Below are 12,828 nucleotides of genomic sequence, written 5' to 3'. Positions count from 1 at the left end.
GGCTTAAGCGATGTCTTCTTGTCTTATCCAACGTAAATGATTATTACGTTTTCTTTCAACGATACCAAATGATAAAAACTCTTCAAACGCATGATCAATTTCCTCAATGCTTAATTTTAGAGTCTCAGCGATATGTTTTTTAGAACATTTTAAACCTTGCTCTTGCGCTGCTTGCAAAATAAAAGAAGAGCCGACTGACATTTGCTTTTCAACTAATACCGATTTGTCTTCTAGCTGTGCAGGTGCTTCTATCTCAATATAGCTTTGCGTTGCTAACAAGCGTAAGTGCTCTGCTTTATCCGCTTTTTCTTGATCTTTCTTACGGCTAATTGAATGGCGGAAACGAAGTTCTTCACCAATTAAGCCAACAAAGAAAGCGGCAAAAATATCAAGTAATACAGATAAGAAGATAACTAACCATGATTGTGCATTAGCAGTTGTGGTATTCAGGATCTTAGCAAGACTTGCAATTAAACTAATGACAGATCCTTTTTCAGCAACGGGCATGCTATCACGCTCAATTCTAAGCTGTGTTTGCTTTTCACGTAGAATTTGGTTCTCTTTTTGGATCCGTTTAACCCCAATCGAGATCATTTCTAATTCTAGATATTTATCTGCAGCTTTATTATTGAGTGCTATTTCAGCATCGATTGCTAAAATCTGTTGGTTAATCGCATTAACCTGATTATCGCGTTGGTCAACGTATTGTTGTGCGACATTGGTTGCACTATTAATACCACCGATACTGCCACCGATAGAGATAATGGCAAGGATACAGTAGAAACCAAGTGCGATAAGCGCAGCATGGAATGCGCGACGTGCAACACGCTCTCCAAATTCGTACCAAGCAAAGAATTTACCCAGTTCGAAAATAACCGCTAAACTACCGAATAAAACTTGCATGAGTAATTTATCGTGAATAGATAAAAACAGCAGAAGTGAGAATATTACCGATGCAGCAATAGCTGCGCCAGTAAAGGCATACAAGCTGACCATGGCAAGAGTGCCTTTTGGACGACGTGTGTATGGTAATGAAGAATCATGCATGGGTAATGTATCTTTAAAGCAAAGGTGACTAAATTGCGGGCATATTAACACGGCTAATTAGTAACAGATAACTACTTTTGGCGATTTAAAGAAACGGGCACATTTCAACCATTTTATGAGGATATTCTACTAAAATTGCCAAAATAATCCGAGACTACCTACTATATATTCTTCATGGCTATCTTCTTCATAATCAGGCGACATTGCTACAACGCTAAATTTGATACCTACATTTTGATAATAAGCGAGTAACCCAGCCGCTGCGGTCGCTTGTACATTGTTTAAGGTTATGTCGGGCACAGTCTCAGGTGTATCACCTTCAATGGTGATGTCATTAAAGCGATAGCGAATTTCTGCAGTGGCATAAAGCATAATACCAGAACTATTTGGTGCTAATAGCATGCCTTGTAATCGATAAGGATGTAGGCTGAGATTATTATAATTTGCCCCTAAATCAACCCCCCAACGTACCGTAGAGCCAAATGCCACCTCGCTTTGGTAGTTACCGGCAGCGACGCGTTGATAAATTGATAAATCAGATTCACCAATAAGCATCGCTGGGCGAGCAATCAGTTGGTCTGCTTCTGCTGTGACTTGATAAACGATGTCGTCTTCAATTTGATTATCCCAACCTTCAGGTGTTGTTGCGCCAATTAATTCATGCAGTAGTGTCTGCGTATCACCGGCTTTTGATTGTTCACCTACCGCACCGACCAATAATGAAAGGCGATATGAACTTACCTTGCTGTAGCCTAATACACTTGCTTCACCAAATAGCAGCCCTGCGTATGGGCGTTCGTCAGGTTGCGGTGTGGCAATTGAAATGTCACTGGGTGTCCACATTTGTTGGCCAAATTGATAATTTACGGCATAACGAAGTGGATTTGGATCAAAGGCCGTTAATGTTTGCCAGAATGGATTATTTAATGCGGGCGCTTCAGATGTGTAATTAATAAACACCGCGTTAGTGTAGTTACCATCTTCATCGGAGATCGCATCATTATGCATACCAAACAACCAGCCGCTGGCAAAGCTAGAGTTGGTGTGACTTAAGGCCAGTAAAATGATGCTAAATAGCTTAAAAGGTATTGATAGTGTTCTTGTCATTATTATGTCGTTATTCGTTGAAGATGCTAATAAGCAATATTAAGCATGAATTATACCAAGGTTTCCAGTTTAAGGTTAACTTAATGCTAGCGTTAATTTTTAGATCGTACTTTATGGTTAATAAGTATGAGATGTTCGTACTTGATAGGTATGGTTTTATATAAAAAAATTGCTTCGTATAAGCATACAAAGACATACTAATAAGAAATGTATATGCATAAATAAATGAGACAACAAGGATCGTTGTTTATTACTTCGCCCTAGTTACTGGTTTCTTTGATGGGGAATGAAATTGAAATCACTAATAAAATGCTGTGGGTTAATAACCTTAGGCGTCATAACAAATGTTAACGCAGAAATAAAAGTAAAAGGTAGCGCTAGCTTAGAGCAACGCATATTTCTTGATAACCCAGAACAACTTGTTCATCAAGTCGATGATAGCTACCCTTATCCTGTTTATCACCAGATCTCTGCCGCATTATCACCACATGTTGAAGCGTCGTCAGAAAAAAATAATATGGTATATACCGTACATCCTTTTATTCGAATTGATGAACGTGATGATGAAAGAACACATATTGATCTGAGAGAATTTAAAGCTGCCCTAGTGACAAAAAAATGGCAGGCATCAATTGGCTTTGATCAGGTGCATTGGGGGGTGATGGAAAATCACCATTTAGTTGATATTGTTAATCAAACTGATTATCTCGAATCACCTAATGGCGAAGATAAACTTGGCCAGCCGATGTTTAGATTGGGCATTGATCTAAAAGGAGCGTTATTAGAGGCGATGGTATTGATTGATTATCGTGAACCTACGATGCCGACACCGGGTGCTCGTTTTAGTTTTGAAAATGATTACAGTTATGAATATGAAGGATGGGGAGAAGAGTATCATCCTGATCTTGCTTTACGTTACAGTAAAAGCATTAAAAATATTGATGTTGGCGTGAGTTATTTTGGTGGTCACTCTCGTACGCCTGAACTGAGAAATCAATCTGTCGGTGAGCCTGTTTGGTATGTTAATTTAGTCGACCAAATATCTGTTGATGTTAACGCTGATTTGAATCGCATTGAGCTTAAAGCGGAAGTGCTTTATAAAATCATTGATGATAAATCAACTCGTGCGGCAGTATTAGGTTCAGAGTTCAAGTTGATACAAACGCAAAATATCGATGTTAATCTACTTGCTGAATACAGCTGGGATGAACACGGTGAAGAAGCGTTTGATAATAGCTTTCAGAATGATGTGTTTACTGGAGTAAGAGTCACGTTGAATGGTTTAAATGACAGTGAGCTACTGATCGGACATAACTATGATTTAGATTTTAGCTCACAGCATGGCTTTGTTCAGGCAAAAGTAAATATTACCAAGGCGCTCACTGTTGGCTTAGAGGGCTGGTGGTTTAATGTCAGTGATGATGATTATGCGAATAAAAATTACAATGACGACAACATGGTACAGTTAACGGGTTATTATAATTTTTAATTGTCATTCACTATTTATCTTTAGGCTATTTGATATTGAACCATTAATTCGTGAGCAATAGATCGTTGGTGCTGTTAATGATTGAATCAGCGGGTACTGTTAATCAGGCATTTTTTCAGTTACTCTGATGACTTAGTTGTAGATTAGTTAATCGTATAAAAGGATTTTAGATGTTTAAGATAAATCAGTATTTTGATGGTCAAGTTGCTTCGATTGGTTTTAAAGAAGCGGATAAAGAAGCAAGTGTTGGTGTGATGGCAGTGGGTGAGTATGAATTTGGTACTGCGTTAGCCGAGGTCATGATCGTGATTACTGGTGCGTTAACGGTATTACTACCGGGTCAATCTGATTGGCAAACATTCAGTGCAGGCGAGCAGTTTAGTGTCCCTGGAGACAGTAAGTTTCAAGTTAAAGTCGCTCAAGAAACAGCTTATCTTTGTCAATATGGTTAATCGACAAAATAACGAACGAATATAAAAAAGGGAGAGTAAACATCATGTTTACTCTCCCTTTTTACATTTAATCAAATACTACTTATTCTGTTTTGCATTAAATGCAGCAAGCTGCTCTTCAGTTGCAGGCAGCTGATGGTTTTCTTTCCACTCAGCATAAGTCATACCGTAGATACGCTCTCTTGCTTGGTCTGCTGTGACATCTAATTCAAGTTCATCAGCTGCTGATTTGTACCATTTCCCTAAACAGTTTCGGCAAAAATCAGCTAAAATCATTAAATCAATGTTTTGAACTTGTTTGTTATCATCTAAATGTGTCAATAAACGTTGTAATACCTTTGCGTCTAACTGATCTTGTTGCGCTTGAGTTAATTCTGCTTTACTCATTATTCTACCCTTGTTATTTAGTTGGCTTGATTAGGCCGATAATATGGCAACTAAATACAATCACTGCAACTGTTAAATAAATCACAGAGGTTACAATTAACCATTGTGGCATTGTATATGATAAGAACTGCCAGCTGATTTCATCACAAAATCCAGTTGGATTGAACATCCACGGTGCCCATTCATGTATCGGTGCCCAGCTTGGGAAGTTAGGGAAGAAGTCACACGTCGAAAACGGTGATGGATTAAGCTGAATGTCTACGTGTTCCATCGAAATACGTAAACTGTAGATTGCACTGATAAACCATAATGCAAAACCACTAAAACGTATGAACGGATTGGCAGGGGCTATCGCACCGACTAAACCGGCTAAAATAATTCCCATAATCGTAACACGTTCATAAACGCATAAAACGCACGGACTGAGTTCCATTACATATTGAAAGAAAAGGGCTGATGCTTCTAATCCTATGCCGGTAAGTGCGAGTAAAACCCAAGGCAGGCGCTGTTTCGGTAGGTTAGAAATAAACTGATACATATATTATCTCAAGTGAATTTAATGATTACTCGCTGTTATATCATATTGTTAGTTTTAATATTGTCGAACGAGTGTAAAACTATGTAAGAATAAAACTTATGTTAGTGTTAATTGACATCAAACATAAAAAAACGTCGCATATAGCGACGTTTTTTAAACCGAACAATTAATTATCGGTATTCTGTGTAGCTAGTGACCTGCTGATTTAACAACATCTGCTGCACTGTCTACATGCGCTGTAATTAAGCCCATATCCAGCATCATTGCTGTTGCTGGCTCTAAGAAATACATCAGTGAACCAAGACCAATTAACGTCATTACAATCGTATACGGTAATGCCATGATAACCATACGGCCATATGATAAACGTAGTAATGGTGCAACGGCTGATGTTAATAAGAATAAGAATGCCGCTTGTCCGTTTGGCGTTGCAACTGAGGGTAAATTAGTACCGGTATTAATTGCTACAGCAAGTAAGTCGAACTGCTCACGTGTAATTGTGCCGTTAACGAGTGCTGCTTTTACTTCTGTAATATAAACAGTACCAACAAATACGTTATCACTCACCATCGATAAGATACCATTAGCTAAATAGAATAACGGTAGTTGCTGATGTGGGTCAGCTGCAAGTACTGCACTAATCAGTGGGATGAAGAGTTGCTGATCAATGATCACGGCAACAATAGTGAAGAATACCGCCAGTAATGCAGTGAAGGGCAGTGCTTCTTCAAATGCTTTACCTAAGGCGTGTTCTTCAGTGATACCGTTAAATGCAGTCGCTAGAATAATCACAGATAAACCGATCAGACCTACAGCAGCTAAATGCATTGCTAGACCAATGATTAACCAAACACCAATTGCTGCTTGTGTATAAAGTTTAACACGCTCACGTTGGCTACGGTTTGCATCTTCAAACTTATCAAAATCAACCAAGATAGTACGTACTGCTGGTGGTAATTCAGCCCCGTAACCAAATACTTTGAACTTCTCTACGAGGAAACACGTTAGTAGACCAAAGAAAAATACCGGTACTGTAATTGGAGACATGCGTAATGCAAACTCAAGGAAATCCCAGCCTGCTTGTTCTGCAATGATTAAATTTTGTGGTTCACCAACCATAGTACATACACCACCAAGTGCAGTACCGACACCAGCGTGCATCATTAAGCTACGTAAAAATGCACGGTAATCATCAAGATCTTGGCGTTTAAGTTCATTTACTGATGCGTCATCTGTATGGTCGTGATCATGTTTAAAATCACGGCCCGATGCAACTTTGTGGTAAATGCTATAGAAACCAATTGCCACACTGATTACAACTGCAATCACTGTTAACGCATCAAGGAATGCAGATAAGAAAGCTGAAACAACCGAGAAAGATAAAGCGAGTAGTGCTTTAGAACGGATGTTAATAAGTAATTTAGTAAATACATAAAGTAATAAAGACTTCATGAAATAGATACCGGCAACCATGAAGATTAATAATAATAATACTTCAATGTTACTGACAAGTTCGTGCTGAACTTGCTCTGCGGAGGTCATGCCTATCGCAACTGCTTCAATTGCAAGTAAACCACCTGGCTGAAGAGGATAGCATTTTAATGCCATTGCCAAGGTGAAAATAAATTCGATAACTAATAACCAACCTGCAATGAATGGGTCAATTGAAAAAATAATCGGGTTAATAATAAGGAAGGCAATAATTGCAATTTTGTACCACTGAGGTGAATTACCTAAGAAGTTCAATTTGGCCGCCGTACTAAGGCTTATATCCATGTGAGGTTGTCCAATATTTTGTTTAAATGAAGTTAATGAATTTGAAATTTTCTGTATTCTAAGCGTATTTTGTGAGGTTCGCCATTCTTTTTATTGATACAGATTATTGTTATTGCAATTAAACTTGTTTTAATATTTTAATCGGATAGCAACTATTCAGATGGTAGTATCTAATTTAAATCTGGTCGGAGTTGCTTCCGGATGCTAAGATTTGAAAAGACACAACCTGTTATATTTCCAAATGAGAAGTTAAATGGATATTACTGATAATAAAATGACAAATAAAAAACGTCAGAGCGACGGTATTATTAAGGCGAAGAGCCCAGCGGGCTTTGCCGAAGAGTATCTGATCGAATCGATTTGGAAAAATCGTTTTCCTCCGGGTTCAATTCTTCCTGCAGAAAGAGAACTTTCTGAGCTTATTGGTGTTACTCGAACTACATTGCGTGAAGTATTACAACGTTTGGCGCGTGATGGTTGGTTAACTATTCGCCATGGGAAACCAACACAGGTGAATAATTTTTGGGAAACATCAAGTCTTTCTATTTTAGAAGACTTGGTTAGATTAGATCCTGAACGTTTACCTGAATTGGTGAGTGACTTGTTATCTGCACGTACTAACATTAGTGTTATTTTTGTTCGTGCTGCGATAAAACGTGATCCTGAACGTGTAGTCGAAATCTTGAATGAAGCTGAAGCTCTTGCTGACGATAAAGATGCATACACAGCCTACGATTATAGTATGTTACATAAATTAGCCTTCTTATCAGGCAATTTAGTTTATGCACTGATTTTGAATGGTTTTGATAATATGTATCGTATTTTAGGTAAAATCTATTTTGATTACCCTGAAGCACGTGCATTAGCAAAAGATTTTTATCGTGAGCTAAAAGAGATTGCGCAAAACAACCAAGCTGATGAGAGTTTAAATGTGATTCGTAACTATGGTATGAACTCAGGCCTTCTTTGGCAGCAGTACCGTGATGAAACATGGGATGATATTTGCGTCGCTTTCGAACAACGTATTAAATAATCACGCTGTATCCCATACTAAAAAACCAGTCATTGACTGGTTTTTTTATGCTTAATATTTAATACTTTATACGCGGAAACTTAAATCTTTGGGCCGCTACACTGGCAGATAACCTCTGTGTTTCCATTCGGCTGAATTTGTTCTAGTCGTACATCAAAACTCCATAATCGATGAAGGTGTTTCATTACTTCTTGCGCAGATTTGTCGTCAAGCGGAATATCCTGATGAGGGACATAGCGTAATGTTAATGAACGATCACCTTTTCTATCGACATTGAATACCTGAATATTAGGTTCGTTGTTACTTAAGTTATACTGTGCTGATAGTTTATTACGCAGACGTTGATAACCTTCTTCGTTATGAATAGCTGATACTTCAATAAATTTACTATTTTCATTATCTTCTATCGAGAAGAAATGCATTTCACGCATTACTTTTGGTGATAAGTATTGGCTAATGAAGCTCTCATCTTTAAAGTTCTGCATTGCAAAATGTAATGTTTCCAACCAATCACTGCCAGCAATATCGGGGAACCAAGCTTTATCTTCTTCTGTTGGATGCTCACAAATACGTCGGATATCTGTAAACATTGCAAACCCGAGAGCATATGGGTTCATACCTGAATAATAAGGGCTATTATAGGCAGGTTGTGCGACGACATTTGTATGATTATGTAATATCTCTAACATAAATTTATCAGATACTAAGCCCTCGTCATACATATGGTTCGTGATAGTGTAATGCCAAAATGTCGCCCAGCCTTCATTCATGACTTGAGTTTGTTTTTGTGGATAGAAATATTGGCTTATTTTTCGAACGATGCGAATTATTTCACGTTGCCATGATTGTAACAGTGGTGCGTTTTTTTCTACAAAGTACAAGATGTTTTCTTGTGGGTCTGCTGGATAATTAGGTTCAACAGGTATTTCTTTTTCATTGCTTTTGGGTAGTGTACGCCATAACTCATTGACTTGAGTTTGTAAGTAATCAGTGCGTTCTTGTTGACGACGTTTTTCTTCGCTTAATGATGGTTCACTCGGTCGTTTATAGCGGTCTACGCCATAATTCATCAAAGCATGACAAGAATCCACAATGTTTTCGACTGCATCGATACCGTATTTCTGTTCACATTCTGCAATGTAGTTTTTAGAGAATACAAGGTAATCAATAATTGAATCTGCATCTGTCCATGATTTAAATAAGTAGTTGTTTTTAAAGAAAGAGTTGTGTCCGTAGCAAGCGTGAGCGATGACTAACGCTTGCATTGGTATGGTATTTTCTTCCATGAGGTAGGCGATACAAGGATTTGAATTAATGACAATCTCATATGCCAAGCCCATTTGACCACGTTTATAACTTTGTTCTGTTTGAATGAATTTCTTACCAAAGCTCCAATGATTATAGCCAATTGGCATCCCTACTGAAGAATAGGCATCCATCATTTGCTCTGCCGTGATCACTTCGATTTGATTGGGGTAGGTATCAAGTCGATAGTATTCTGCAATACGCTTAATTTCAACGTGATACTCTTCAAGTAGTGGAAAGTTCCAATCTGGACCATCGTCGAGCTGCTTCACTTCATCTTTTAACATATTCTTCTCCCTAAGCGACCTGTTTCTTAAATAGTTCACGGAATACAGGGTATATATCTTCAAGTTGACGAATATGCTGTAAGGCAAATTGCGAATATTCTTCCGCTACTTTTTCATATTCTCGCCATAGTGTTTGATGCGCACGATTGGTAATTTCAATATAACTAAAATAACGTACTTTAGGCATTATCTTAGTCTGTAATAATTTTCGGCATAGGGGTGAATCATCAGCCCAGTTATCACCATCTGATGCTTGCGCGGCATAGATATTCCATTCGCTTGCCGGGAATTTATCCGTCACAATTTTATCCATTAATTTTAAAGCCGAGGATACGATAGTGCCGCCAGTTTCTTGCGAGTAAAAGAATTCATGTTCGTCCACTTCTTTTGCTTGCGTGTGATGACGAATATAAACCACTTCAATGGTTTTATAGGTTCGTGTTAAGAACAGGTACAAAAGAATATAGAAACGTTTAGCCATATCTTTTGTGGGTTGATCCATTGATCCTGATACGTCCATTAAACAAAACATTACAGCTTGGCTATTGGGTACTGCATATTGTTCAAAGTTGTTATAGCGTAAATCAAAGGTATCAATGAAAGGGACTTTGCTGATCCGCTCTTTGAGTTCGGCAATTTCTTTTTTCAATTCTGCGATAAATTGACCTTCAACATCCCCTTGTTTAGTTAATTCATCAACTTGTTGTTCCAGCGCTTTCACTTTTCTTTTTTTACCGCCAGCAAGGGCAGTACGTCTTGCTAATGAGTTTTGTAATGATTTAACAATCGCAATATTACCAGGGTTACCGTTTGAGGTGTAACCTGCGCGATGGGTCTTCATTTCTACAATGCTGTTAAGTTGATTTTCTTGTAAGTTAGGTAACTCTAGATCTTCAAATAGGAGATCTAGATATTCATCTTTTGAAATTTGGAAATTAAAACCATCGCTACCTTCACCGCTATCACTGGCTTCGCCACCGCCAGATCCGGAACCGCCACCTGCTGGTGGACGACTAATTTTATCACCCTTGATGAATTGGTCGTTACCAGGATGAACGACAGTACGTTTACCCCCTTTACCCTGATGAAAAATTGGTTCTGAGATGTCACGCGTTGGAATACTGACACTTTCTCCAGATGTAATATCCTGGATACTGCGATTGTTTACAGCATCAGATACCGCTTTTTTTATTTGTGAGTTATAACGACGCATAAAGCGCTGTCGATTAACGGTACTTTTATTTTTACCATTTAATCTGCGATCAATAAAATGTGCCATCTCATCCCCCTAAAAGAATACTATTATGATGATTTACGAACGCGTAAATACCACTCAGCCAACAATCTAACTTGTTTTTTGGTATAGCCTTTTTCCATCATACGGGCTACAAAGTTGTCATGTTTTTGTTGTTCATCATTGGATGTTTTGCCGTTAAATGAAATAACGGGTAACAACTCTTCTGTATTGGAGAACATTTTCTTCTCGATAACGGTACGGAGTTTTTCGTAGCTAACCCATGCTGGGTTTTTACCGCTGTTATTTGCTCTTGCACGCAACACGAAATTAACGATTTCATTACGGAAGTCTTTAGGGTTACTAATACCCGCTGGCTTTTCTATTTTTTCTAAATCGTTATTTAAAGCTTCTCGATCAAATAGTTGTCCAGTTTCTGGGTCTCGGTATTCCTGATCTTGGATCCAGAAGTCGGCATAGGTGACGTAACGATCGAAAATGTTTTGGCCATATTCTGAATAAGATTCTAAATAGGCTGTTTGAATTTCTTTACCAATAAACTCAACGTATTGTGGAATTAGGTAACCTTTTAGAAATTCTAAATAGCGATCTGCAATGTCTTGAGGGAATTGTTCACGTTCTATCTGCTGCTCTAGTACATAGAAAAGGTGTACTGGGTTAGCGGCTACTTCTGCATGATCAAAGTTAAATACTTTTGATAGGATCTTATAGGCAAAACGGGTTGATAGCCCTGACATACCTTCGTCTACACCAGCGTAATCACGATACTCTTGGTATGATTTTGCTTTTGGATCTGTATCTTTCAGTGTTTCGCCATCGTATACACGCATTTTTGAGTAGATGGATGAATTTTCTGGATCTTTAATACGTGATAGCACTGTAAATTGAGAGAGGGCATCTAGCGTACCCGGTGCACATTTAGCATTGTGTAGTGCACTGTTTTCTAGCAGTTTACGATAAATTGATTGTTCTTCGCTAATACGCAAGCAGTAAGGAACTTTAACAATGTAAACTCGATCTAAAAACGCTTCATTGTTTTTGTTATTACGGAATGTTTGCCACTCTGATTCATTAGAATGGGCAAGAATAATACCTTCAAAAGGTAATGCTGATAGCCCTTCGGTACTGTTGTAGTTACCTTCTTGGGTTGCAGTAAGGAGGGGATGCAGCACTTTAATAGGTGCTTTAAACATCTCTACAAATTCCATTACGCCTTGGTTCGCTTTACATAGTGCGCCAGAGTAGCTGTATGCGTCTGGATCATCTTGTGAAAAATGTTCTAACTGACGAATATCAACTTTACCCACGAGTGATGAAATGTCTTGATTATTTTCATCACCGGGTTCGGTTTTAGCAATGGCAATTTGATGCAATATGGATGGTCGTACTTTTTCAACTTTAAATTGGCTAATATCACCGCCAAATTCTTTTAAGCGTTTTGCTGCCCAAGGTGACATTACATGGCCGAGGTAACGAGTTGGGATACCATATTCATTACGAAGAATCGTGGCATCTTCTGTGACGTCAAATAAGCTAAATGGATGGTCGTTGACTGGCGAACCCTTGATGCGATAGATGGGTTCGTTTTGCATTAAGTCTTTGAGTTTTTCAGCAAGCGATGATTTACCACCACCAACAGGCCCAAGCAGGTAAAGAATTTGTTTCTTTTCTTCTAAGCCTTGTGCGGAATGTTTTAAATAAGCCACGATTTGTTCAATCGCATCTTCCATGCCATAAAACTCTTCGAAGGCTGGATAGCGTGCAACAACACGGTTGGAAAATAATCGGCTTAGGCGAGAATCTGTCGCGGTATCAACCATTTCTGGCTCACCGATTGCGTTTAATAATCTTTCAGCAGCAGATGCATATACTTTTTTGTCGTCACGGCATAAATTCAAGAACTCTTGAATTGTATATTCTTCTTCACGACTTTCTTCGTATCTTTGCTGGTAATGTTCAAAAATACCCATTGGTTACCCCCAAAATGTAATTACTTGCATCAGCAAACATTAGCATCTACAAGTCTGAAGTATTTCTAACTTCTAATCTAAATTTAGACTTTGATTTTAAAATTGCGTAATTAAATTGCGGTTTTATAAGCGTTTTATAAGCGTTTTATTGTTTTTTATTATGACCGCAATATTATATTTTA

General features: G+C 38.2%; 11 protein-coding genes. 3 read left to right on the top strand and 8 right to left on the bottom strand.

Going from position 1 to position 12,828, the window contains the following annotated elements:
- Positions 1-3 precede the first annotated feature (3 nt).
- Entirely contained in the window at positions 4-1,047 is a 1,044-nt protein-coding gene (locus tag HWV00_RS11870) for a Preprotein translocase subunit SecY (protein WP_211681472.1), read from the bottom strand.
- A gap of 129 nt (positions 1,048-1,176) precedes the next feature.
- Positions 1,177-2,154 (bottom strand): lipid A deacylase LpxR family protein, encoded by a 978-nt coding sequence (locus tag HWV00_RS11865; RefSeq protein WP_255554515.1) that lies wholly within the window; start codon positions 2,152-2,154, stop codon positions 1,177-1,179.
- Positions 2,155-2,440: 286 nt separating this feature from the next.
- On the opposite strand from HWV00_RS11865, the gene HWV00_RS11860 reads away from it, so the two are divergent.
- Both HWV00_RS11860 and HWV00_RS11855 read left to right on the top strand, forming a co-directional pair.
- Positions 2,441-3,643: a hypothetical protein gene (locus tag HWV00_RS11860; protein WP_255554514.1), complete on the top strand. Its 1,203-nt coding sequence runs from the start codon at positions 2,441-2,443 to the stop codon at positions 3,641-3,643.
- A gap of 170 nt (positions 3,644-3,813) precedes the next feature.
- A complete protein-coding gene (locus HWV00_RS11855; protein ID WP_211681469.1) occupies positions 3,814-4,095 on the top strand; it encodes a pyrimidine/purine nucleoside phosphorylase in 282 nt (93 codons plus the stop codon).
- Positions 4,096-4,173: 78 nt separating this feature from the next.
- Here HWV00_RS11855 and HWV00_RS11850 read toward each other — a convergent pair whose 3' ends face one another.
- The 3 genes from HWV00_RS11850 to nhaB all read right to left on the bottom strand — a co-directional run bounded on the left by HWV00_RS11850 (position 4,174) and on the right by nhaB (position 6,796).
- On the bottom strand, positions 4,174-4,482 hold the full coding sequence (locus HWV00_RS11850) for a DUF1244 domain-containing protein (protein WP_211681468.1): 309 nt from the start codon (positions 4,480-4,482) through the stop codon (positions 4,174-4,176).
- A 13-nt stretch (positions 4,483-4,495) separates the two neighbouring features.
- Complete coding sequence (gene dsbB / locus HWV00_RS11845; RefSeq protein ID WP_211681466.1) at positions 4,496-5,020, bottom strand: disulfide bond formation protein DsbB; 525 nt, start codon at positions 5,018-5,020, stop codon at positions 4,496-4,498.
- A gap of 189 nt (positions 5,021-5,209) precedes the next feature.
- Positions 5,210-6,796 (bottom strand): Na(+)/H(+) antiporter NhaB, encoded by a 1,587-nt coding sequence (gene nhaB, locus HWV00_RS11840; RefSeq protein WP_211681464.1) that lies wholly within the window; start codon positions 6,794-6,796, stop codon positions 5,210-5,212.
- Between the two features lie 253 nt (positions 6,797-7,049).
- Here nhaB and fadR point away from each other — a divergent pair, with 253 nt between their 5' ends.
- On the top strand, positions 7,050-7,829 hold the full coding sequence (gene fadR, locus HWV00_RS11835; protein ID WP_211681462.1) for a fatty acid metabolism transcriptional regulator FadR: 780 nt from the start codon (positions 7,050-7,052) through the stop codon (positions 7,827-7,829).
- 80 nt (positions 7,830-7,909) lie between these two features.
- On the opposite strand, the gene HWV00_RS11830 is transcribed toward fadR, so the two are convergent.
- Genes HWV00_RS11830 through HWV00_RS11820 form a run of 3 tightly spaced genes read right to left on the bottom strand, consistent with a single transcriptional unit; the run spans position 7,910 to position 12,646 of the window.
- Complete coding sequence (locus tag HWV00_RS11830) at positions 7,910-9,421, bottom strand: SpoVR family protein (protein WP_211681461.1); 1,512 nt, start codon at positions 9,419-9,421, stop codon at positions 7,910-7,912.
- 10 nt (positions 9,422-9,431) lie between these two features.
- Entirely contained in the window at positions 9,432-10,700 is a 1,269-nt protein-coding gene (locus tag HWV00_RS11825) for a YeaH/YhbH family protein (protein WP_211681459.1), read from the bottom strand.
- 23 nt (positions 10,701-10,723) lie between these two features.
- Positions 10,724-12,646, bottom strand: coding sequence for a PrkA family serine protein kinase (locus HWV00_RS11820; RefSeq protein WP_211681457.1), 1,923 nt, complete (start codon positions 12,644-12,646; stop codon positions 10,724-10,726).
- Positions 12,647-12,828: the final 182 nt, after the last annotated feature.

The sequence above is a fragment of the Moritella sp. 24 genome (genome assembly GCF_018219155.1).
Classification (GTDB): Bacteria; Pseudomonadota; Gammaproteobacteria; order Enterobacterales; family Moritellaceae; genus Moritella.
This window is presented reverse-complemented; position numbering and strand designations above follow the sequence as displayed.